Origin of the sequence: Kluyvera cryocrescens NBRC 102467 (genome assembly GCF_001571285.1) — a bacterium.
Taxonomy (GTDB): domain Bacteria; phylum Pseudomonadota; class Gammaproteobacteria; order Enterobacterales; family Enterobacteriaceae; genus Kluyvera; species Kluyvera cryocrescens.
Genome location: NZ_BCTM01000013.1, coordinates 56,826 through 80,168, shown reverse-complemented (window position 1 = coordinate 80,168; position 23,343 = coordinate 56,826). Strand labels below are relative to the sequence as shown.

At 53.9% G+C, this 23,343-nt stretch carries 22 protein-coding genes; 13 read left to right on the top strand and 9 right to left on the bottom strand.

From position 1 onward, the window contains the following. Positions 1-47: 47 nt before the first annotated feature. The gene (locus KCR01S_RS10815) at positions 48-1,313 is read left to right on the top strand and encodes a DUF1479 domain-containing protein (protein WP_061282847.1); all 1,266 of its coding nucleotides are present in this window, start codon (positions 48-50) and stop codon (positions 1,311-1,313) included. On the opposite strand, the gene KCR01S_RS10810 is transcribed toward KCR01S_RS10815, so the two are convergent. Further along, entirely contained in the window at positions 1,280-2,383 is a 1,104-nt protein-coding gene (locus tag KCR01S_RS10810; protein WP_061282757.1) for a LacI family DNA-binding transcriptional regulator, read from the bottom strand. The two genes, KCR01S_RS10815 and KCR01S_RS10810, sit on opposite strands and share 34 nt — an antisense overlap. Before the next feature lie 299 nt (positions 2,384-2,682). Between KCR01S_RS10810 and KCR01S_RS10805 the strand changes: the two genes are divergently transcribed. The 3 genes from KCR01S_RS10805 (at position 2,683) to KCR01S_RS10795 (ending at position 6,748) form a co-directional block, all read left to right on the top strand. Continuing rightward, complete coding sequence (locus tag KCR01S_RS10805) at positions 2,683-3,984, top strand: MFS transporter (RefSeq protein WP_052284248.1); 1,302 nt, start codon at positions 2,683-2,685, stop codon at positions 3,982-3,984. Positions 3,985-3,998: 14 nt separating this feature from the next. Next, complete coding sequence (locus KCR01S_RS10800; RefSeq protein WP_061282756.1) at positions 3,999-6,365, top strand: glycoside hydrolase family 31 protein; 2,367 nt, start codon at positions 3,999-4,001, stop codon at positions 6,363-6,365. A 137-nt stretch (positions 6,366-6,502) separates the two neighbouring features. Beyond that, positions 6,503-6,748 carry a hypothetical protein gene (locus tag KCR01S_RS10795; protein ID WP_061282755.1) on the top strand — a complete coding sequence of 82 codons (246 nt, stop codon included), beginning with the start codon at positions 6,503-6,505 and terminating at the stop codon, positions 6,746-6,748. 31 nt (positions 6,749-6,779) lie between these two features. On the opposite strand, the gene KCR01S_RS10790 is transcribed toward KCR01S_RS10795, so the two are convergent. Then, a complete protein-coding gene (locus tag KCR01S_RS10790; protein WP_061282754.1) occupies positions 6,780-7,070 on the bottom strand; it encodes a hypothetical protein in 291 nt (96 codons plus the stop codon). A 172-nt stretch (positions 7,071-7,242) separates the two neighbouring features. After that, positions 7,243-8,838 (bottom strand): ABC-F family ATPase, encoded by a 1,596-nt coding sequence (locus KCR01S_RS10785; RefSeq protein WP_061282753.1) that lies wholly within the window; start codon positions 8,836-8,838, stop codon positions 7,243-7,245. Positions 8,839-9,056: 218 nt separating this feature from the next. On the opposite strand from KCR01S_RS10785, the gene ldtB reads away from it, so the two are divergent. Further along, complete coding sequence (gene ldtB / locus KCR01S_RS10780) at positions 9,057-9,977, top strand: L,D-transpeptidase (RefSeq protein ID WP_061282846.1); 921 nt, start codon at positions 9,057-9,059, stop codon at positions 9,975-9,977. Positions 9,978-10,026: 49 nt separating this feature from the next. On the opposite strand, the gene KCR01S_RS10775 is transcribed toward ldtB, so the two are convergent. From KCR01S_RS10775 to mntR, 4 genes are all read right to left on the bottom strand, one after another. Beyond that, positions 10,027-10,743 carry a GntR family transcriptional regulator gene (locus KCR01S_RS10775; protein WP_061282752.1) on the bottom strand — a complete coding sequence of 239 codons (717 nt, stop codon included), beginning with the start codon at positions 10,741-10,743 and terminating at the stop codon, positions 10,027-10,029. A 23-nt stretch (positions 10,744-10,766) separates the two neighbouring features. After that, positions 10,767-12,143 carry a glycoside hydrolase family 1 protein gene (locus tag KCR01S_RS10770; RefSeq protein ID WP_061282751.1) on the bottom strand — a complete coding sequence of 459 codons (1,377 nt, stop codon included), beginning with the start codon at positions 12,141-12,143 and terminating at the stop codon, positions 10,767-10,769. A gap of 140 nt (positions 12,144-12,283) precedes the next feature. Then, on the bottom strand, positions 12,284-13,396 hold the full coding sequence (locus KCR01S_RS10765) for an anion transporter (protein WP_061282750.1): 1,113 nt from the start codon (positions 13,394-13,396) through the stop codon (positions 12,284-12,286). Continuing rightward, positions 13,393-13,866, bottom strand: coding sequence for a manganese-binding transcriptional regulator MntR (gene mntR, locus KCR01S_RS10760; protein WP_061282748.1), 474 nt, complete (start codon positions 13,864-13,866; stop codon positions 13,393-13,395). The genes KCR01S_RS10765 and mntR overlap by 4 nt, the downstream gene beginning before the upstream one ends. 181 nt (positions 13,867-14,047) lie before the next feature. Between mntR and mntS the strand changes: the two genes are divergently transcribed. The 3 genes from mntS to KCR01S_RS10745 all read left to right on the top strand — a co-directional run bounded on the left by mntS (position 14,048) and on the right by KCR01S_RS10745 (position 17,079). Next, positions 14,048-14,173, top strand: a complete 126-nt coding sequence (mntS, locus tag KCR01S_RS10755; RefSeq protein WP_052284756.1) for a manganase accumulation protein MntS — start codon at positions 14,048-14,050, stop codon at positions 14,171-14,173. Positions 14,174-14,428: 255 nt separating this feature from the next. Beyond that, positions 14,429-16,009: a phosphoethanolamine transferase gene (locus KCR01S_RS10750; protein WP_061282746.1), complete on the top strand. Its 1,581-nt coding sequence runs from the start codon at positions 14,429-14,431 to the stop codon at positions 16,007-16,009. Positions 16,010-16,125: 116 nt separating this feature from the next. After that, positions 16,126-17,079, top strand: coding sequence for a nickel/cobalt transporter (locus KCR01S_RS10745; RefSeq protein ID WP_061282744.1), 954 nt, complete (start codon positions 16,126-16,128; stop codon positions 17,077-17,079). Positions 17,080-17,154: 75 nt separating this feature from the next. Here the strand turns inward: KCR01S_RS10745 and ompX are convergent, their stop codons facing one another. Beyond that, positions 17,155-17,664 (bottom strand): outer membrane protein OmpX, encoded by a 510-nt coding sequence (gene ompX / locus KCR01S_RS10740; protein ID WP_061282742.1) that lies wholly within the window; start codon positions 17,662-17,664, stop codon positions 17,155-17,157. A gap of 354 nt (positions 17,665-18,018) precedes the next feature. On the opposite strand from ompX, the gene rhtA reads away from it, so the two are divergent. The 5 genes from rhtA (at position 18,019) to glnQ (ending at position 22,299) form a co-directional block, all read left to right on the top strand. Then, on the top strand, positions 18,019-18,906 hold the full coding sequence (gene rhtA / locus KCR01S_RS10735) for a threonine/homoserine exporter RhtA (RefSeq protein ID WP_061282741.1): 888 nt from the start codon (positions 18,019-18,021) through the stop codon (positions 18,904-18,906). Between the two features lie 291 nt (positions 18,907-19,197). Then, positions 19,198-19,701 carry a DNA starvation/stationary phase protection protein Dps gene (dps, locus tag KCR01S_RS10730; RefSeq protein WP_052284751.1) on the top strand — a complete coding sequence of 168 codons (504 nt, stop codon included), beginning with the start codon at positions 19,198-19,200 and terminating at the stop codon, positions 19,699-19,701. 362 nt (positions 19,702-20,063) lie between these two features. Continuing rightward, complete coding sequence (glnH, locus tag KCR01S_RS10725; RefSeq protein WP_061282739.1) at positions 20,064-20,810, top strand: glutamine ABC transporter substrate-binding protein GlnH; 747 nt, start codon at positions 20,064-20,066, stop codon at positions 20,808-20,810. 110 nt (positions 20,811-20,920) lie between these two features. Then, complete coding sequence (gene glnP, locus KCR01S_RS10720; protein ID WP_061282737.1) at positions 20,921-21,580, top strand: glutamine ABC transporter permease GlnP; 660 nt, start codon at positions 20,921-20,923, stop codon at positions 21,578-21,580. Then, complete coding sequence (gene glnQ, locus KCR01S_RS10715) at positions 21,577-22,299, top strand: glutamine ABC transporter ATP-binding protein GlnQ (RefSeq protein ID WP_061282735.1); 723 nt, start codon at positions 21,577-21,579, stop codon at positions 22,297-22,299. Before glnP ends, glnQ begins: the two co-directional genes overlap by 4 nt. Before the next feature lie 42 nt (positions 22,300-22,341). Here glnQ and rlmF read toward each other — a convergent pair whose 3' ends face one another. After that, a complete protein-coding gene (gene rlmF / locus KCR01S_RS10710) occupies positions 22,342-23,268 on the bottom strand; it encodes a 23S rRNA (adenine(1618)-N(6))-methyltransferase RlmF (protein WP_061282732.1) in 927 nt (308 codons plus the stop codon). Between the last annotated feature and the right edge of the window lie 75 nt (positions 23,269-23,343).

The window sequence follows — 23,343 nt, the reverse complement described above, 5'->3', positions numbered from 1 at the left end:
TCACCTGTAATTCATTTTACTTTCGAATGAAAGATTTTGAGGTTGATATGCCGATTACCTTTACCCACGAAACGCTGCCCGCCGACCCGAAAGCGGCTATTCGTCAAATGAAGCAGACGCTGCGCGCGCAGATTGGCGATGTCCAGGCGGTTTTCGACCGTCTGAGCGCCATTATCGAAGCGCGAGTGGCGGAAATTAATGCCCTGAAGGCGCAGGGGCAGCCGGTATGGCCGGTGATCCCATTTGCCGATATCGCCGCGGGGAAAGTCAGCGACGCAACGCGCGCCGAAGTGAAGCGCCGGGGCTGCGCGGTCATCAAAGGCCACTTCCCGCGCGAACAGGCGCTGGCGTGGGATCGCGCAATGCTCGACTACCTCGACCTCAACCGTTTCGACGACGTCTATCAAGGCCCCGGCGACAGCTTCTTCGGCTCACTCGACGCCTCGCGCCCGGAGATCTACCCGATCTACTGGTCGCAGGCGCAGATGCAGGCGCGGCAAAGTGAGGAAATGGCGCAGGCGCAATCATTCTTAAACCGCCTGTGGCAGGTGGAAAGCGAAGGCCAGCAATGGTTTAACCCAGACATCAGCGTGATTTACCCGGACCGTATTCGCCGCCGGCCGCCGGGTACAACGTCCAACGGACTTGGCGCGCACACCGACTCCGGCGCGCTGGAACGCTGGCTGCTGCCGGCCTATCAGAAGGTGTTCGCCAGCGTGTTTAGCGGCAACGTCGAGCAGTACGATCCATGGAACGCGGCGCATCGCACCGAAGTGGAAGAATATACGGTGGACAACACCACCAAGTGCTCAGTGTTCCGCACCTTCCAGGGCTGGACGGCGCTGTCCGATATGATCCCGGATCAGGGGCTACTGCACGTCGTGCCAATCCCGGAGGCCATGGCCTACGTGCTACTGCGACCGCTGCTTGATGACGTGCCGGATGACGAACTGTGCGGCGTCGCACCGGGCAAAGTGCTGCCGATTTCCGAGAAGTGGCACCCACTGCTGATAAGCGCGCTGACCTCGATTCCCGCGCTACAGGCCGGTGATTCCGTCTGGTGGCACTGCGATGTGATTCATTCCGTCGCTCCGGTGAATAACCAGCAGGGATGGGGCAACGTGATGTACATTCCCGCCGCCCCGATGTGCGCGAAAAACCTCGCCTATGCACATAAGGTGAAAGCCGCGCTGGAACGCGGTGCGTCGCCCGGGGACTTCCCGCGGGAAGATTATGAAGCCACCTGGCAAGGACGTTTTACCCTTGCCGACCTCAATATTCACGGTAAACGCGCGCTGGGTATCGACGTCTGATTGTCGTACAGTCCTTCGCGTTCCACGGCGGTGTGCCCTTTTCCCGGGCGCACCCGCCTGACCGATTCTCGCACCGCCAGACGACCATGCAGCAGCAGTGACCCCACCGGTGCATCCGGACGAATCAAGCGCTGCTGGAGCATCTGCACCGCTTCAATGCCCAATTCATCACGCGGCACATGGACGGCGGTCAGCGGCACATCTTCAATCGCCGCAAGGTTAAACCCATCGATGCTCATTACCGACACATCCTGCGGCACCCGCAGACCGCGCTGGCTAAGTGCATTGATGGTACCCGCGGCCATAAAATCGCCGCCGACCAGAAACGCCGTCGGCATCGCCCGACCGTTTAACGCATCCAGCCACTGCCCAACTTTTTCCTCTGCGCCTTTGGCGCTGAAGCTACTGATATTGAGCAGATCGCGCTCATGTTCAAACACCAGATTATGCTGCCGCCACGACTCTTTAATCCCCGCAAGCCGCTGCTCCATGGTGTAGCGGCGCAGGCACATGACATTCATCACTTCACGATGCCCCATCTCAAACAGGTAGCGGGCCGCAAAGGCGCCAATCATCCGATGATCCGGGGCGATCGCCGGAAGGCGCATGCGTTCATCACGGCAGTTGATCAACACGCAGGGTTTGCCGAGATCGGCGGCCAGATCGTGAATATGCGGATCGTCAATACCGAGCAGGATCGCCGCCTGAGTCTCCGCTTCATTCATGCGTGACAGGAACAGCGACGGGTCGCTGTCGTTCTCCTCCAACGGACAATAGCGCAAACGCACCTCGTGCGCGGAGAGGGCTTTGGTAATGCTTTGGATCACGCGATAGTAAAAGATATCAGAACGTTCATCAAAGGCCCGGGGTGGCGCAAAGATAATCAGATTATTCAGCAGCATACGACCCGCAGCCAGGCCGTCCATCACCCCTAATTCACGGGCGCAGGCCAATACTTGCTCGCGCGCCCGGGCGCTGGTATTGGCCTTCCCTGCCAGAACCCTGGAAACCGTGCTAGCAGACAGCCCTGTCCGCCCGGCGATTTCAGCGATTTTCAGCTTCTTTTCCATTATGTGATCCGCATCTAATTCAGAAATGAAAGAATTTTCATGACTTAAAAACCCTGTTTTATCTGGCTTTAAGTACGTATGCGTAATGTATATCAGCCCTTCATGAAAAAACGTGCATAAAACCCACTTTCCTCGAATTTTGTTGTCGCCTACTGTGAATTGGTAGAACAACTTCCATACAAGAATGATGGAAGGCCGTAAAAATAAAATAAATAAATATCAAATGATTAGAAAAAGTGGTGTGACAACTCTCCACCGAGTTGCCCCACCGTTCCCTACATCTTTCTGTGGAGATCCCTATGAGTCAGGGTATCAATAACGATATGGCCGTGAGTAAACCGCGCCGAATAGTCAAAAACTTACGCTGGTGGGTACTGGTCCTGTTTTTACTGGGCGTCACCGTCAACTACATCACCCGTAACTCGCTGGGGATCCTCGCCCCGGAACTGAAAACCAGCCTCGGTATCACCACCGAACAATATTCCTGGATCGTCGGCGCCTTCCAGCTGGCCTACACCCTCTTCCAGCCGCTGTGCGGTTGGCTGATTGACGTTATCGGCCTGAAGCTTGGCTTTATGATTTGCGCCGGGCTTTGGGCGCTGACCTGCCTGCTGCACGCCGGTGCCGGAAACTGGCTGCATCTGGCAATTTTGCGCTTCTTTATGGGTGGCGCAGAAGCGGCCGCCACGCCGGCTAACGCCAAAACCATCGGTGAATGGTTCCCGAAATCCGAGCGTCCGGTGGCTGCTGGCTGGGCAGGCGTCGGCTTCTCTATCGGTGCGATGCTGGCACCGCCCATTATCTACTTCGCGCACGCTTCGTTCGGCTGGCAGGGTGCATTTATGTTCACCGGCGTGCTGGCTGCGGCATGGGTGGTGCTGTGGTGGGCGTTCTACCATAACCCGGATAAACACCCGAACCTGAGCAAAGAAGAGCTGGAATTCATTCGCCAGGATAATGAACCACCAGCGGTCAAGTTACCGTTCCTCACCGCGCTGAAAACCGTCGGTAAAAATAAACGCTTCTACGGCATCGCGATTCCAGCCTTTATGGCGGAACCGGCCTGGGCGGTGATGAGTTTCTGGGTGCCGCTGTATCTGTCTAAAGCCTATGGCATGGATCTGAAGCAGATTGCCCTCTTCGCCTGGCTACCGTTCCTCGCCGCCGACCTTGGCAGCGTTGCCAGCGGCTATCTGACCAAACTGTACGTTCGTCTGTTCGGCTGCTCCCGCGTGAACTCCATCGTGGCTTCCTCGGTCAGCGGCGCGTTCCTGATGATCTCGCTGGCAGCCATGGCCTTTACCAATAACCCGTATGTCGCCATTGCGCTGATCTCAATTGGCGGCTTTGGCCACCAGATTATCTCCTGCATGCTCAGCGCCCTGGTGGTGGAGTCCTTTGATAAAGGCCAGATGGCTACCGTCAACGGCATGCGCGGGTCCGCTGCGTGGATCGCCAGCTTCGCTTTCTCCCTGATTATCGGGGTGACCGCCGACAAAATCGGCTTCAACCCATTATTTATCGCCATGGGTTTCTTTGACCTGATTGGCGCTTGCTTCCTGGTCACCTTTATTGCTGAACGTCGCGCAAAACGCGCCTGAGAGTGGATGTAAACATGAAAACGCTGAAAAACTGGACCCTGCAAAAACAGTCAACCCATCACGTCGAACTGTGCGTTGATGGCCAGCACACGCTGTGTCTGTACGTACTGGAAGAAAATCTGTTTCGCGTGCTGCTAAAACGCAAAGGCGAACTGGCGCTGAATCGCACCTGGAGCATCGCGCCACAGCAGGATGTTCCGTGGGAAGGCCGCGACCGCGAAGATCTCAGCGGCTTTACCCTGCCCGGCTGGACGCTCATTCAGCAGGACGACACCCTTGTGGTCGCCACCGAATCCCTGCGCGCCACCGTCCACCAGCCGCTGTGGATTGAGTGGCACTATCGTAATGCCGAAGGTCAATGGCAGCCGCTGGTGAGCGACCGTCCGACCAGCGCCTATTTGGTCAACGCCCACGGAGACGGCGTAGCCCACTACCAAAGCCGTCGTAAGGACGAGCGCTTCTACGGCCTGGGCGATAAAGCGGGCGACCTGCAGCGCGGCGGCAAGCGCTACGAGATGCGCAACCTTGATGCCATGGGCTATAACGCCGTCAGCACCGACCCGCTGTACAAACATATTCCGTTCACCATCACCCGCCGTGACGATGTGAGCTTCGGGCTGTTTTACGATAACCTGAGCAGCTGCTGGCTGGATCTGGGTAACGAAATTGATAATTATCACACCGCCTATCGCCGCTGGCAGGCCGAGGCCGGTGATATCGATTACTACCTGTTTACCGGCGAGCGCGTGCTGGATGTGACCAAAGCGTTCGTCCGTCTGACCGGTAAAACCCTGTTTGGGCCAAAATGGAGCCTCGGCTACAGCGGCTCGACGATGCATTACACCGATGCGCCGGACGCGCAAAACCAGCTGATGAACTTTATTCGCCTGTGCGACGAGCATGCGATCCCGTGCGATTCATTCCAGCTCTCGTCCGGCTACACCTCTATAAACGGCAAGCGCTACGTCTTTAACTGGAACTACGACAAAGTGCCGCAGCCGAAGGTCATGAGCCAGGCATTCCACGATGCGGGGCTGCATCTGGCTGCCAACATCAAGCCGTGTCTGCTGCAGGATCACCCGCGCTACGAGGAAGTGGCCAAGGGCGGGCTCTTTATCCGCGACTCCGAAAGCGACGGTCCGGAACGTTCCAGCTTCTGGGACGATGAGGGTTCGCACCTCGACTTCACCAACCCGAAAACCGTGGCCTGGTGGCAGGAAGGTGTGACCCAGCAGCTGCTGGAGCAAGGTATCGACTCCACCTGGAACGACAATAACGAGTTTGAAGTGTGGGACGGCGAAGCCCGCTGCTATGGCTTTGGCCACGAAATCGCTATCAAACACATTCGTCCGGTGATGCCGCTGTTGATGATTCGCGCCTCGCTGGAAGCGCAGCAGCGTTTTGCTCCACACAAACGCCCGTACCTGATTTCCCGTTCCGGCTGCGCCGGGATGCAGCGTTACGTGCAAACCTGGAGCGGCGATAACCGCACCAACTGGGACACCCTGCGCTACAACATCCGTATGGGGCTGGGTATGAGTCTGTCAGGGCTGTACAACCTGGGTCACGATGTGGGCGGCTTCTCCGGCGATAAGCCGGATCCAGAGCTGTTTGTCCGCTGGGTGCAAAACGGGGTGATGCACCCGCGCTTTACCATTCACTCCTGGAACGATGACCATACGGTCAACGAGCCGTGGATGTATCCAGCCATTACCCCATGCATTCGTGAAGCGATTGAACTGCGCTATCGTCTGATGCCGTACCTCTACTCCTTACTGTGGCAGGCGCACGTCGACGATGAGCCGATGCTGCGCCCAACGTTCCTCGACCACGAGCACGATGAAAAAACCTTCTCCGAGTGCGATGACTTCCTGCTGGGTCGCGATCTGCTGGTCGCCAGCGTAGTGGAACAAGGCCAGCGCCAACGCCCGGTATGGCTGCCCGACAATGAGCACGGCTGGTATGATTTCTATACCGGTGAGTGGTTCTCAGGCGGTCAACATATCGTCATCGACGCGCCGCTGGAGAAACTGCCGCTGCTGGTCCGCGCGGGCGCGGGTCTGCCGCTGAGCGAGCGGATCTCCTTTGTTAACGCTGCTGAAGATACCCAGCGTGAACTGAAGCTGTTCCCGGTAAAAGGTGTCGGCGCAACCACCGGCCAACTGTTTGAAGATGACGGCGAAACCTGGGGCTATCAGCAAGGCAATGCGCTGTGGCTGGATTGGGAGATGGTTTGCACCGGCAGCACTATCGACCTGAAGGTCAACGCACGCGGAGATTACCGCCCGGCGTGGAAAGCACTGAAAGTCACGCTGCCTGCAGGGGAGAAACGTCAGCTACGGATTAACGGCGCTGCCGCCAGCGAGTGGTTGCCAGACTAACGTTTTATCCGCCGCAAGCGGCGTAACGCTGTTTCTTGTCCACCTGTAACAAAGTACGCCATGTGTGTAACAGCACATGGCGTTTTTGATGGCGGACAGATAACGTTAGAGTGACCTCTAACTCGCGGACATTCATCATGAAAGCATTACCCGTTCTTACCGTTGCTCTGATTCTGAGTTCAACGAGCGCGCTGGCTTTTCAGGAGAAACCATCACCAGAGGCCGTGGCGGCTAGCGCAACGGTCAAAACCACTGCGCTCAGCCGTTTTTCAGCGGACGAAAATGACGGTTCGATTACCCAGGTTTATAGCCCAGGCACCTTTAGCAACAATACCTATACCGCAAACGGCTACCCGGTGCCTGTTCCCCATCATCATCATTAATGCCCCGAGTGTGGCTATCCAGCCGTGGGGCTCAGTTTCTTGCCCGCTTCCTAAGCCCCATCGCGCGATTCACAATCCAGCTCACCATGACGAACCGCCAGGATTTTGGCTGACGCGAAGCTCTACGTCGACAATGTGACAAACACTCCTGTAACACCTCATGGCGGGTGATATTCCGCAACTCCTTTTGACCGAGATATTCCATCTCGGTATCGTTTTTCATCTGGCTGATGGTCACATAGAAAACGGAGTCGTACTGCCGAACGTAGTAGCAGTAAAGGGTCCGTTCATCCGCACGGGTATAAAACGTGAATTCCTGCATCGCGCAATCCCCTGATACATCGATAGCAGCCATTCTTCACAAAATTGTGCAGGAAATATGGGGCGAAAAAGGAGTTATTGGCGTGTTGTGGAAAGGTTGAAGAATGCGAAAGGCGATGGATGGGGAGAATAATCTCCCCGGAGCGGCGAACCCGCACCGGGGAGAGAACGGCTTAGTTGTCGATACCTTTACTGCGCAGGTAATCTTCGTAGTTACCGGTGAAGTCGACGACGCGTTCTGGCGTAATTTCAATCACGCGGGTCGCCAGCGAGCTGACGAATTCACGGTCGTGAGATACGAAGATCAGGGTACCCTGATACATTTCCAGCGCCATGTTCAGCGATTCGATAGATTCCATATCCAGGTGGTTGGTTGGTTCATCCATCACCAGAATGTTTGGTTTCTGCATCATCAGCTTACCAAACAGCATACGGCCCTTCTCACCACCGGACAGAACTTTCGCCGGCTTTTTAATATCGTCCTGGCTGAACAGCAGACGGCCGAGGAAGCCACGAACCACCTGCTCGTCGTCGCCTTCTTGTTTCCACTGGCTCATCCAGTCAAACACGGTCAGATCGTTATCGAAATCTTCCGCATGATCCTGCGCGTAGTAACCAATTTGCGCATTCTCGGACCATTTCACCGTGCCGTGATCCGCTTCCAGCTCGCCCACCAGCGTTTTCAGCATAGTGGTTTTACCCACGCCGTTGGCGCCAAGAATCGCAAGCTTTTCACCCACTTCCAGCAGCAGGTTAACGTTCTTAAACAGCGGGCCGTTGTCAAAGCCTTTGGTCAGCTCTTCCACCGCCAGCGCGTTACGGAACAGTTTCTTATCCTGCTCGAAGCGGATGAACGGGTTCTGACGGCTGGAGGCTTTCACTTCGTCCAGCTTGATTTTATCAATCTGACGAGCACGGGAGGTGGCCTGACGTGATTTAGAGGCGTTGGCGCTAAAGCGGCTAACGAAGGATTGCAGGTCAGCAATCTGCGCTTTTTTCTTGGCGTTATCCGCCAGCAGACGTTCGCGCGCCTGGGTGGCCGCCGTCATGTATTCGTCGTAGTTGCCCGGGTAAACGCGCAGTTCACCGTAGTCCAGATCCGCCATGTGGGTACAGACCATGTTCAGGAAGTGACGGTCGTGCGAGATGATGATCATGGTGCTGTCACGCTCGTTGAGCGTCTGCTCCAGCCAGCGAATGGTGTCGATGTCCAGGTTGTTGGTTGGTTCATCGAGCAGCAGAATATCTGGGTTAGAGAACAGCGCCTGCGCCAGCAGTACACGCAGCTTCCAGCCCGGTGCCACTTCGCTCATCAGACCGTAGTGCTGTTCAACGGGAATACCCACGCCCAGCAGCAGTTCGCCCGCACGGGCTTCCGCAGAGTAACCATCCATTTCGCCGTAGAGCACTTCGAGATCAGCCACTTTGTAGCCATCTTCTTCACTCATTTCCGTCAGACCGTAGATGCGGTCGCGCTCTTGCTTCACTTCCCACAACTCGCCGTGGCCCATGATCACCGTATCAAGCACGGTGAACTCTTCGAAGGCGAACTGATCCTGACGCAGCTTACCGATGCGCTCGTTTGGATCGATGGAGACGTTGCCCAGCGTCGGTTCTAAATCGCCGCCGAGGATTTTCATAAAGGTGGATTTGCCGCTCCCGTTGGCGCCAATCAGGCCGTAACGGTTGCCGCCGCCAAATTTGACGGAGATATTTTCGAACAGCGGCTTACTGCCAAACTGCATGGTGACGTTGCTGGTAACTAACACGGGAGTATCCTGAAGAATGTGACAAACCGCCTATTGTGCCACAATTCCGAATAAAAAGCGCCCGCCATCGCAAGACGCTAAACTGTAACTGAAGTGAAAAAAATGTGATTTAGTACACATCCGAATTCCATGCGGCAAGGAATGCACATATAATGCGCTTCTACCAACAGGCTGAATTCCTCAACAACCGCCGTAATGGCACTGATACCTCGCACAACATGAACATGAAATTAAAAATGATTTTCGCTGCAGCGCTTGCTGTCGTGGGCTTCTGTAATTCGGCATCCGCGGTGACGTATCCGCTGCCGACCAACGGTAGCCGCATTGTCGGTCAGAACCAGGTTATCACCATTCCTGAAGACAATAAGCAACCGCTGGAATACTTCGCGGCCCAGTATCAGATGGGTTTGTCTAATATGCTGGAAGCAAACCCAGGCGTAGATACCTACCTGCCAAAAGGCGGCACCGTGCTGAATATTCCTCAGCAGCTGATCCTGCCGGATACGGTGCATGAAGGTATTGTGATTAACAGCGCCGAAATGCGTCTGTACTACTACCCGAAAGGCACCAACACCGTGATCGTGCTGCCAATCGGTATCGGCCAGCTGGGCAAAGATACGCCTATCAACTGGACTACCAAGGTCGAACGTAAGAAAGCCGGTCCAACCTGGACGCCAACGGCGAAAATGCATGCGGAATATATTGCTGCAGGTAACCCACTGCCAGCCGTTGTTCCCGCCGGCCCGGATAACCCGATGGGGCTGTACGCGCTGTACATTGGCCGTCTGTATGCTATCCACGGTACTAACGCCAACTTCGGTATCGGCCTGCGCGTAAGCCACGGCTGCGTACGTCTGCGTAACGAAGACATCAAATTCCTGTTCCAGAACGTGCCAGTGGGCACCCGCGTACAGTTTATTGATGAGCCAGTGAAAGCAACCACCGAGCCAGATGGCAGCCGCTTCATTGAGGTTCACAACCCGCTGTCCACCACCGAAGCGCAGTTCGAAGGTGGCGAGATTGTGCCAATTTCGCTGACTCAGGCGGTGCAGAAAGTGACCAGCCAGTCTGACGTTGACCAGAGCATCGTTGACCAGGCGGTTAAAAACCGTTCCGGTATGCCGGTTCGTCTGAACTAATTCAGGCAACAGATGTGAAAATGGCGGGTTAATCACCCGCCATTTTTTTTTAGCTATTATTCACGATAACAATGCCACCATGATCGTAGCGATAATGGCAGTGCGCGTATTCCAGCGGCGTTCCGTCGTCCAGGTAGATCACCTGTTCCACTTCCAGCACCGGATCGCCTGGCTCACAGCTAAGATGCTGCTGATCGAGCTCACCCGGTTTTATCGCCCGCACCACCCGATAAGACCCCATCATCTTAAGCCCCAGATTATCCTGTACGTAGCGAAACACCGAGCTTTCGAGATGACCTTTGCTGAGCCCCGGCACCAGCGATACCGGCATGACCGTGATGTCCAGCGACAGCGGCTCACCGTTAAGCAGCCGCAGGCGGACAAAATCGTACACCGGTGCGTCAGCATCAACCAGCAATGATGCCTGCTCTTTCTCGGTAGGGAAACGCAGCTCAAAGCGGATAACCTGGCTCTCCACTTTCCCCAAATGCCCCCAGGTTTCCGTGGCGCCTGAATAGTCGCTGCCGGGTACGTCCCACTGCGATAGCTGGAGAAAGTTTTTGCGTACAAACGTCCCCTGCCCCTGGCGGGTATACACCAGCCCTTCGACGATCAGCTGGCGCATGGCCTGTTGGATAGTCATGCGGCTAGTGCCAAACTCCGCCGCCAGCGCAAACTGGTCGGGCAAAGGATCGGAAGCGGGATACTGCCGACTGATGATCCGCTTTTTAATTTCCCGCGCTATCGCGATGTACTTCGCTGCCATGACCCGCCTCTGTTTTTCCGTCATTACATCTCTTCACCGTTGCTATGAATGGCCTTTTTCAGCCAGGCGTAGCTTTTCTTCGGCACGCGACGCAAATCTTTTAAATCGTGGTTTTCACGGTTGACGTACACCACGCCGTAGCGTTTACGCATATCGCCCTGTGAACTCAGAATATCAATGAGCCCCCAGCCCAGGTAGCCAATCACCTGCGCACCATCTTCAAAAATCGCCTCTTTCATGGCGTTGATATGGTCACGATGATAGGCAATGCGGTAATCGTCAGCAATCTGGTTCTCACCATCCCATGACTCAATCACCCCGATGCCATTTTCAATCGGGAAGACCGGCAGACGCCAGTCGTTGTAATAGCGGGTAATAATGCTACGAAAACCGAGCGGGTCGATCTGCCAGTTCCATTCGGTGGCTTTCAGATGCGGATTCGGTTTATCGCCGAACAGCATGTAATTATTGACCGGCGTATCTTTAGGGATCGGATCGCTATCCAGCGTGCGGCTGGCATAGTAGCTAAACGCCATATAGTCGTTCTTCATGGTGGCCAGCACAGCCAGATCCTCATCAAGATAGATATCGCGCAGCCCCGCTTTCTCGACAAAATGCATCACTTCCGGGCTGTAGCCTTCGCCCGCGAAGGCGCGCAGTAGGTTCTGATTGAAAAACTCATCCAACTGCTGAGCGCAGAAAACATCGCGCGGTTTACAGGTTGCCGGATAAACCTGAGCGTGTGCCAGCATGCCGCCCATCAGTTTTCCCGGTTTGGTCTGGTGCAGGTAATTCGTCAGATGCGCATGCGCCATCATCACGTGATGCTGAATCTGGTAGAGCTCGCGCAGGGTTTTATCGCCACGCATATAGCCGGAAATCAGGAAAGCTTCCGGCATGTGGTACAGGTTTTGCTCATTGAAGGTCAGCCACCAGGTGACGCGGTCGCCGAAGCAATCGATCATTTTTTTGCCGTAGCGAATAAAGGCTTCCAGCACGCGGCGATCGGTAAAGCCGTTGTATTTTTCCGCCAGCGCCAGCGGCATGTCGAAGTGGTAGAGGCAGATCATCGGCTCAATGCCGCGCTCAATAAGCCCGGTAATGAAGCGCTCGTAGAAAGCAATCCCCTCTTCATTAAACTCACCGTCACCGGTCGGGCAGACGCGGCTCCAGGCAATCTGAAAGCGGTAGCAGTTCATGCCCAGATCTTTCATTAAATCGAAATCTTCTTCAAAGCGGTGGTAGGAATCCGTTGCCACCTTCCAGTCGGAGGCAAACTCTTTCGGCTCACGAATATCATAAACCGACATCCCTTTTCCGCCCTCATTCCAGGCGCCTTCGGTCTGCATGCTTGACACAGAGTTGCCCCACAGGAAGTTGGCGGGCAGTGATGATTTCATGGTTCGCTCCTATATGACTAGTCATTTAAAGTTAATGACTAGTCATATAGCCAAAAGCCGAATGAAACCGCAACCGCGAGGATCGTTTTTTGTGAGATCGAAGGAAATTTCCCGGGCGAACAACGAGTGCCCGGGAACCGTCAGCGGAGGATCAACAGCAGCCCATATCCGGTTGCCACCGCCCACAGCAGCATCGGGATTGAGTAAAGATGGAAGCGCCACCAGATGCGGCGATCCGCCGCCATCCGCAGGGCGATTAGGTTGGCCAGCGATCCGGGCAGCAAACCAAAGCCGCCGACATTTACCGCCCAGGCCAATAGCAGCGACGGGGGGACGTAGTTCAGCAGTAAAATGGTAGATGGCACGTTGCTAATCACCTGCGACAAGCCAATCGCCGTCAGCCACAGCTGACCGTCAGAAAGTGTCCCGACACCGCTAAGCGCATGATTCAGAGCCGGCAGTTGAGTCAGCAAATGGACATCGATAAACATCGCCATAAACACCAGCAGCAGCGTCCAGTCGACGCTAAACACCACCCGGCGCGCCAGCAGCAAGAAACCGACAGCAACGATCGCCAGCCCCGCCAGCTCCTGCTTCATTTCGAGCGCCGCGAGGAAGACCAGATAGAATGCCAGACAGCTCCACACCAGCAGCGGTTGCCAGCCTGGCGTGCGGTCGCTACTTTGAAATTCGAGCTTTTTCGCCGGGAAACAAAACCAGCACAGCACCAGCAGCGTCACCATCATCGCCAGCGCAAGCGGCAGCATTTGCAGCGTGAAGGCCGGGAATGAAAGGCCGGAGCGCCCCCACAACAGAATATTTTGCGGATTGCCGATAGGCGTTAATAGCGATCCGGCATTGACCGCTAGCGCCTCGAAAATAATCAGCCGGTTAATGGGCAACGCGCACCATTTCTTCAGCGTCAGGGTCAGCGGCACCACGATAAACAGCGCCACGTCGTTAGTCAGAAAGGTCGATAGCAGCGCGGCGGCCAGCACCATAAACAGCGCTAGCTGGCGTTCGGTCACAAAACGACGCGCCATTTTGCGTCCTAGCACATCAAAGTAGCCGCTCTGCTCAACGCCCTTGGTCAGCAGCATCAGGCCGCTTAAGGTAATAATGGTGTGCCAGTCGATAGCCGCGGGCCAACTGGCCGGCTGAAAGGGAACCCAAAAACTCAGCCCAGCGCCAATAATTATCAGCAGATGTAAAAAACGGTCGCGCATTAGCGACCGTATAAAAGGGAGATTCATTCAGCCTGTTGCCCACGCTGTTGGGTAAACTGACGGAACATGTCCAGCGTCTCTTCGCTAACATGATGTTCGATGCCTTCCGCATCACGACGCGCCGTGTCAGCGCTCACGCCGAGCACCAGCAGGAAGTTTTCCACCACCTGATGACGCTCGCGGCTCTCCTGCGCCAGCTTCTCGCCTTCCGGCGTCAAAAATACGCCGCGCCAGGGGATCTGTTCAATCAACCCCACGCCGGCCAACCGCTTAAGCATTTTCGCCACCGTCGGCTGAGAGACTCCCAGACGGGCGGCCATATCAACCTGCCGCGCTTCGCCGACTTCGTTGATTAAATCGGAAATCAGCTCAACGTAGTCATCAATCAGCTCACGACGGTGCGCTTCACGAACCTGACGAAACCCTTCAACGTGCTCTTCGACATTAACCAGCTGCGTCACTTTTTTTGTTGTTGGCGTACCTGCGCGACGACCCATAGAACTTCCTCATCAAGTGTGACGCCAGAACGCGCCATATCAAGTGAGCCCATTGTAATGGATTGTGACCCAAGCACAAAAATTTAACGTTTTAGCCATAGCTATAAAATATAGCCTGTGCTATATCTGTATGTAATACGAACGCTCATCAAGGATTGACGAGCTGAATGGAGGAGGAACCATGAACGAATTCAAGAGGTGTATCAGCGTGTTTAGCCACTCTCCTTTTAAAGTACGCTTAATGTTAATCGGTATGCTGTGTGACCTGATCAACGGCAAACCCCAGAAGGACACTCCGTCCCGCTAAGCGGCGTCGCGACGCCGCTTCATCATCCTGTCACACTTTGCTGGCAAGCTGCCCGTTTGGCCTAAAATCCCCGCCTTTTTTCTGGTTTTGTAATCGCCATCCCAAAACAATTCGTTATCAGCAGTTGACCCAATAATAAGCTGGCTTTATCTTCTTGCAGCCCTGTACTTTGCTTCCCCCTCTTCACGCATCGTCTGGTCAATAAAGAACCCTTGACGCCAGGGGACGCACATGGCGTTTTTATAGTTGCGATCTATGAATCTAACCCTGAAAGACACCCTTGCCGCACGTGGGCTTACCGTTAGCCCGTGGACGGGTTTTTATTTTTTACAATCCATTCTGATAAACCTGGCACTGGGCTATCCGTTTAGTCTGCTGTATGCGGTGGCGTTTACCTGCGTGTTACATCTGCTGTGGCGCACGCTGCCAAAAGTGCAAAAGGTGATCCTGGGGGTTTATTCACTCGTCGCCGCGCTCTATTTCCCGTTCAGCACGGCCTACGGCGCACCAAACTTTAATACCCTGCTGGCGCTGCACTCCACCAACATGGAAGAGTCGACGGAAATCTTCACTATTTTCCCGTGGTACAGCTACCTGGTGGGGATCTTCATTTTTGTGCTCGGCGTGATTGCCGTTCGACGCAAACCGGTCGCCAAAACGCGCTGGAAGCTGATGGATACGCTGTGCCTGCTGTTCAGCATCGGCGTCTTTTTCGTCCAGCCGATTCAAAATCAGCTTTACGGCGGCGTTTTTAAACTCAAAGACAGTGGCTACCCAGCGTTTCGCTTTGTGAAAGACATTATCGTCAACAATAACGAAGTGCTGGACGAGCAAAAGCGCATGGCCGAGCTTTCCGGGGTAAAAGATACCTGGAACGTTATCGCGGTGAAGCCTAAATACCACACCTACGTGGTGGTGATTGGCGAGAGCGCACGCCGCGACGCCCTCGGGGCTTTTGGTGGGCACTGGGACAACACGCCGTTCGCTAGCTCGGTTAACGGTAACCTGTTTACTGACTACGTGGCCGCCAGCGGCTCTACGCAAAAATCACTGGGCCTGACGCTCAATCGGGTGGTCGATGGCAAACCGCTGTACCAGGATAACTTTGTCACGCTGGCCAACCGCGCAGGTTTCCAGACCTGGTGGTTCTCAAATCAGGGCCAGATTGGTGAGTATGACACGGCGATTGCGAGTATTGCTAAACGCGCCGATGAGGTTCATTTCCTGAAAAGCGGAGACTTTGAAGCGGATAAAAACACCCGTGACGAGGCGCTGCTGAAAATGACCGCACAGGTGCTTTCGACCCAACGCAGCCAGCCGCAGCTGATTGTGCTACACCTGATGGGTTCGCACCCGCAGGCCTGCGATCGCACCGAGGGCAAGTATGCGCAATTTGTGCAATCTAAAGAGACCTCCTGCTATCTCTATACCATGACGCAAACCGACAACCTACTGAGTCAGCTGTATAGCCAACTGCGCAGTAACACCGACAGCTTCTCGCTGGTCTATTTTTCCGACCACGGTCTGGCGTTTAAAGAGCGCGGTAAAGCGGTGCAATACCTGGCGCATGACGATAAGTACCAGCAGAATTTCCAGGTACCCTTTATGGTGCTTTCCAGCGACGATAAAACCCATAACGTGATTAAAGCGCGCCGTTCGGCGAATGATTTCCTGAGCTTCTTCTCACAGTGGACCGGTATCCAAACCAAAGAGATCGTGCCGAAATATCGTTTTATCTCGAAGCAAAAAGCCGGAAAAGTCTTCATCACCAACTTCCAGTTACAAAAAGTGGACTACGATACGCTGAAGACCGATCTGTTTGATCCGAAAAGCTAAATCCTGCGACTTTTCTCTCGCTATCCGTTGACCGCCGGTTCAGGTTAACGGATAGCGCATAACCCATACGTTGCATTACTATACTGTCCTCAAGACCTTCTACCGCAGGCCAACCGATGACAGTACAACGCCTCAATATCGACTGGCGCCTTCCCACCGCAGGGCTGACAACGCTTCTGCTGCTTGCCGCCGCGTTCACGCTGCATGCACATTGGGGGGCGTTTATTCAGTGGTGCCTCGCCACGCAAATTACCCTGCATCGTTATCTGGTGATGTATCTGCTGCAGCTGAATAATCATGAGTACAGCGGCGGATTATGGCTGCTGACCGGCGCTTTTTTCTATGGCGTGCTACACGCTATCGGGCCGGGGCACGGTAAATTCATCGTCACCACCTACCTCAGTACCAATAAAGAGAGTCTGTTTGCCGCCCGCGCGGTGCCGTTTATCGGCAGTCTGATGCAGGGCGTTAGCGCGATTCTATTTGTCTTTATCCTGGTGGTCGGTTTTAACCTCGCCTCAGGGGATCTCAGTACCAGCCGCTGGTATGTAGAGAAAATCAGCGCGGTGATGATTGGTTTATTTGGCGTGTTTGTGATTTACCAGGCGTGCAAACATTTGCGCCCGCGCAGAATGTTCATCTCATCACTTAAACCACTCCATGCGCATGATGAACGTTGCGGCTGTGGGCATCACGGCGTAGGGGCGTCCCTGGCTCAGGCCGACTGGAAAACCCGTCTCGGCGTGGTTTTAGCCATTGGCGCACGGCCGTGCAGCGGAGCGATCATGATTTTAATGTTTGCCAATACGCTCGGTATCGTCAGTTGGGGAATTGCCGCGGTGATGACCATGGCGCTGGGAACCGCGTTATCTATTCTGGGGCTTTCCCTTGCCGTGCGCTACGCGCGTGAACGGACTGTTGCGTTCTTCGGTGACTCAGCGGGAAATGGCTGGATCATGCCAGCGGTCAAAATTGCGGGGGGCGTAATGCTGATTCTCTTCGCCAGCATTCTGTTCCTGACGGTGATCCCCATCAGTGCCAACGGTGATTACATTGCCGCAGGGTGTTGAACCGGGAAGGAAATAGGTTTACAAAGGGCATTAAAAAAGGGGTCATAATGACCCCTTTTATTATCACCGAAGTGATTAGAAGCGGTAACCTGCACCAACAATCCAGGTACCCACGTCAACGCTACGAATGCGAGACTGCTCGTAAGAGAAGTCCAGAGCAACGTTTTCGATTGGGTTGAACTGCAGGCCTGCACCGTAGGAGAAGCCGTAGTCGCTGGTGCTGTCGTTGTTAGGGAACTGGTTGCCCTGTGCTTTACCGTAGCCCAGACCAATTACACCGTAGATGCTTGCCCAGTCGTTCAGACGGTAAGCTGGACCAGCAGTGATGCCGTAGTACTGGCCTTTAGTGTACACGCCGTTCTGGGTGTCGCTTTTTTCGGTGTAGGTGAAGGAGCTGATCACGCCCAGTGGGTTGTTATCAGCTTCGTAGCGATATTTCAGGTTGAAGCCGCCAGCTTTGTTAGCGACGCCCTGCATATCACTCTGAGCGTAACCACCGGTCACGGTGGAAGTTGCAGCTACGGCAGTACCTGCGGAAACAGCCAGAACTGCGGCCAGTGCTGAAAGACATGCAATTTTTTTCATAACCACCTCAAATGTGCTTCTAATAAGTCCGTAAGTTTTAAATATATCAAAAATTGTTAAGAAACTCTTTCGGCCTGATGATGTCTAAGGGCATCTTTGATGTAACAATTCTTTTCCATATTACGATATCCCTTTCATTAGTAACGTGTTTTTTCGTTAAATCTTCTCGCTATTGCGGTAAAAACATCACGCCACTTTCCAGACAATTCCTAATTTGACAGACGAAATAATCATCGACTACGCAAAGTTTACTCGTTCCATGTCGTTTTTTTTTCAACAAATCCTCAACCGTTGCGCACTATTTCAATTACACTGCCGGTTTTACCTCGTTTGACAAAAATTGACAGGAATAAGATGTCCGGCATGTCTCGCAAGCTACCGTCATGGTTACCTATACTCGTCATCTTAATCTCGATGATCTCCATTCAAAGCGGTGCTTCGCTCGCTAAGTCATTGTTTCCAATGATTGGCGCCCCGGGCGTCACGGCGCTGCGACTCGCACTGGGCACGCTGATCCTGGTGATTATCTTTAAACCCTGGCGTCTTCGTTTTGCGAAAGAGCAGCGTCTTCCCCTACTGTTTTACGGTTTGTCCCTCGGGGCAATGAACTATCTGTTCTATCTCTCTTTACAGCGGATCCCATTGGGCATTGCGGTAGCCCTTGAGTTTACCGGGCCACTGGCGGTCGCGCTGTTTTCCTCACGCCGACCGGTCGATTTTATCTGGGTGATTCTGGCAGTCACCGGCTTATGGTTCCTGCTGCCTTTGGGCCAGGACGTGGCGCATGTTGATTTGACCGGTGCACTACTGGCGCTCGGTGCCGGGGCCGGTTGGGCGGTCTATATCCTGGCGGGACGCCGTGCGGGCGAGGAACATGGGCCTGCAACGGTCGCAATGGGATCGCTCATTGCCGCCATCGTGTTTGTCCCGCTCGGTGCGTTTCAGGCCACCGAGGCGCTGTGGCACTGGACGCTGCTGCCGGTCGGTTTGGCTATTGCCATTCTTTCAACCGCTCTGCCCTATACGCTTGAGATGATCGCGTTAACGCGTTTACCTACACGTACATTCGGTACATTGATGAGTATGGAGCCCGCCATCGCGACGCTGTCCGGCCTGATCTTCCTTGGGGAAACCCTCACCTTTAGCCAAACAATGGCATTAGGAGCCATTATTTTGGCATCGATGGGTTCCACGCTGACCATGCGCCAGGAAACAAAAGTCGAAAAAGTCGATATCGGATAATTCTATTTATTATGCATAGTGTGTACCACTATGCATAATATCCAATAGTAACTTAGTGGTTATTTATCAGAGATCAAAAAGCATCGTCATAAAATAGACACAAATTAACAAATTAATATTAAACCACTGTTTATCAATCACTTTTTCACATCAACATGCGCTCACTATCAAACCCATAGGCACAACCGAAAAATACATCGCTGTGACGGTGCTATACTTGTTTTCGTTAATTCATGAGGACGCAGATACACCGAGCTTTATATGTGTATCGGATCAAGAGGATATATGATTATGAGTACTGCAAAACTGGTCAAAACTAAAAACGCCCAACTTCTCTATACGCGTAACGATGTTCCGGAAAGCGAAAAACAGGCTACCGTTGCGTTACTCAACCGTCAGGTTCTTCAGTTTATCGATCTGTCACTGATTACCAAACAGGCGCACTGGAACATGCGTGGCGCAAACTTTATTGCCGTACATGAAATGCTGGATGGCTTCCGTACCGCGCTGACCGACCATTTGGATACCATGGCCGAACGTGCCGTACAGCTTGGCGGTATCGCGCTGGGTACCACCCAGGTGATTAACGCGCAAACCCCGCTGAAAAGCTACCCGTTGGATATCACCAGCGTCCAGGATCACTTAAAAGCACTGGCCGAGCGCTACGCGATTGTCGCCAACGACGTACGTAAAGCCATTAGCGAAGCGAAGGATGAAGACACCGCTGATATCTTCACCGCCGCCTCCCGCGATTTAGATAAGTTCCTGTGGTTTATCGAAGCGAATATTGAATAACCATAAGTAATACTTATCCCCCTCCCGCCCCCGTGGCGGGAGGATTTGCACTATAAAAGTGCACCCCCAGCGCTTTAAACCCCGCAAAAGTAAACAACTTGTAATAGTCACCTCACACAATCGTTAATAAAAGATTGTTTTCCCCCCTGCGTTTGCGCTAAAAAACACCATACTTAACAACGCATTTTTCATGCACCACTTTGGCGCCCCAATATGGTGCACATAGACATTTATTCTGCCGCTATTGTGCGGAGAGAAAAGCATTATCTGTTAAGAAACAACACATTGTGAAGTTGGCACGATTTTTTCATAAGCCGATTGTTCTCGCAGGGGATCGCCCCGTGGATATAAAAGGAAATGCTATGAAGTCAATGTTTAAAGTTTCACTGGCTGCACTCACCCTGGCTTTTGCGGTTTCTTCTCAAGCAGCTGAGAAACAACTGGTTGTCGCAACGGATACTGCTTTCGTTCCGTTTGAATTCAAACAGGGCGACAAATATGTTGGTTTCGATGTGGATCTGTGGGCCGCTATTGCCAAAGAGCTGAAGCTGGATTACACCCTGAAGCCAATGGACTTCAGCGGCATCATCCCTGCACTGCAAACCAAAAACGTCGATCTGGCGCTGGCGGGCATTACTATCACCGAAGAGCGTAAAAAAGCAGTCGACTTCTCCGACGGCTACTACAAAAGCGGCCTGCTGGTAATGGTGAAAGCCAACAATAACGACATCAAGAGCGTAAAAGATCTGGATGGCAAAGTGGTTGCCGTTAAGGGCGGCACCGGGTCTGTTGATTACGCGAAAGCTAACATCAAAACCAAAGACCTGCGCCAGTTCCCGAACATCGATAACGCGTACATGGAATTAGGCACCAACCGTGCTGACGCCGTTCTGCACGACACGCCAAACATCCTGTACTTCATCAAAACTGCCGGTAACGGTCAGTTCAAAGCGGTTGGTGAGTCTCTGGAAGCACAGCAGTACGGTATTGCTTTCTCTAAAGGCAACGACGCACTGCGCGAAAAAGTGAACGGCGCGCTGAAAACGCTGCGCGAGAATGGCACCTACAACGAAATTTACAAAAAATGGTTCGGTACTGAGCCAAAATAATAAGACAGACCTGCCGATTGCCGCCAACGGGCTTTCCATTGGCGGCTAGCTGGCGATTCCCCAGCCCTGGCTGGGGATTTATTTTTTCACCACGGTAACAGGAACGTATTATGCAGTTTGACTGGAGTGCCATCTGGCCCGCCATTCCGCTTTTGATCGAAGGCGCCAAAATGACCTTGTGGATCTCGATCCTTGGTCTTATCGGTGGCTTGTTCATTGGCCTGGTTGCGGGTTTCGCCCGCTCTTTCGGTGGTTGGATTGCCAACCATATCGCGCTGGTCTTTATCGAAGTGATTCGTGGGACGCCCATCGTTGTGCAGGTGATGTTTATTTACTTCGCCCTGCCAATGGCGTTTAACGATCTGCGTATCGACCCGTTCTCCGCTGCCGTGGTCACCATTATGATCAACTCCGGCGCCTACATTGCGGAAATTACCCGCGGCGCGGTGCTGTCGATTCATAAAGGCTTCCGCGAAGCCGGCCTGGCGCTGGGGCTGTCCCGTCGCGAAACCATTCTCCACGTGATCCTGCCGCTGGCGCTGCGTCGTATGCTGCCACCGCTCGGCAACCAGTGGATTATCAGTATTAAAGATACCTCGCTGTTTATTGTTATCGGTGTGGCTGAGCTGACGCGTCAGGGCCAGGAAATTATCGCCGGCAACTTCCGTGCGCTGGAAATCTGGAGCGCCGTCGCCGTCTTCTACCTGATCATTACGCTCGTCCTGAGCTTTATTCTGCGCCGTCTGGAAAGAAGGATGAAAATCCTGTGATTGAATTTAAAAACGTCTCTAAGCACTTTGGCCAAACCCAGGTGCTGCACAACATCGACCTCGACATCAAACAGGGTGAAGTGGTGGTGATTATCGGTCCTTCTGGATCTGGTAAATCGACCCTGCTGCGCTGCATCAACAAGCTGGAAGAGATCACCAGCGGTGACCTGTTCGTTGATGGTCTGAAGGTGAACGATCCGAAAGTAGATGAACGCCTGATCCGCCAGGAAGCCGGGATGGTATTCCAGCAGTTCTACCTGTTCCCACATCTGACTGCGCTGGAAAACGTGATGTTTGGCCCAACCCGTGTTCGTGGTCTGAAAAAAGACGCCGCCGAGAAGCTGGCCAAAGATCTGTTAGCCAAGGTCGGCCTCGCCGAACGCGCGCATCACTACCCTTCAGAGCTGTCCGGTGGCCAGCAGCAGCGCGTGGCCATTGCTCGTGCGCTGGCGGTCAAGCCGAAAATGATGCTGTTTGATGAGCCAACCTCTGCGCTGGATCCGGAGCTGCGTCATGAAGTGCTGAAGGTAATGCAGGATCTGGCGGAAGAAGGGATGACGATGGTTATCGTGACCCACGAAATCGGCTTTGCCGAAAAAGTGGCTTCTCGACTGATCTTTATTGATAAAGGGCGTATTGCCGAAGATGGCAACCCACAGGAGCTGGTGAAGAACCCACCAAGCCAACGTCTGCAGGAATTCCTACAGCACGTGTCCTGATACAACGCCGTTTATCCCATCCGGGGTAAACGGCGTTTTCTCTTAGCGTTTACGCGCCAGGAAACGACGACGCTGATCGTCATCCATAAAGGACCAGGCAATAAAGCGACTCTGCTTCTGCCCCTGCGCCATCTCTTTTTTCACCACCTTCACGGCCCCCACGTCGGTTAACGCGCGGTACAGCGGCGGCAGATTTTCGCCTTTGGACACCAGCGAGGTGAACCACATCACCTGACGGCCAAACTCCTGGCTCTCGGCAATCATCTGTTTGATAAAGGCCACTTCGCCGCCTTCACACCACAGCTCCTGCTGCTGGCCGCCAAAGTTCAGCGCCGCATCACGATCCTGACCAAGGTTACGGCGCTTACGCTCACCGCCTGCGCGCGCAGCGGCGGCAGAATCATGGAACGGTGGGTTACACAGCGTGGCATCAAACTGCTCGTTTTTATGAATAATGCCGCTGAACATAGCGGTGATATCTTTCTGACGACGCAGACGGATCATACGATTCAGCGAAGGGTTCGCGCTGAGGATCGCCTGAGCGCTGGCAAATGCCTGAGGGTGCGTTTCGCTACCGGTAAAGCGCCAACCGTACTCATGCGCGCCAATTAATGGATAAATACAGTTTGCACCAACGCCAATATCCAGAATGCTGGCGCCTTTCACCACTTCGCCACGTTCATCACTGAGCAGATCGCTAAGATGGTGGATATAGTCGGCGCGCCCCGGAACCGGCGGGCAAAGGAATCCTTCCGGGATATCCCACTCTTTCACTGCGTAAAAATGGGCCAGCAGGGCTTTATTCAGCGTTTTTACCGCCTGCGGGTCTGCGAAATTGATGGTTTGCTCCCCAACCGGGTTGAGGGTAATAAAATCGCTCAGCGTCGGGCAGGCTTCACAGAGCGCCGCCAGATCGTAGCGATTATGATGACGGTTGCGTGGATGCAACCCCGGTTTTTGGGTAGTCATGACTTTCTCCTGTCGTATTGCCGCGTAAGATACCCGTTGACGGCGGTGCGGTAAATAAGGGAGTCTGGTTTCCTG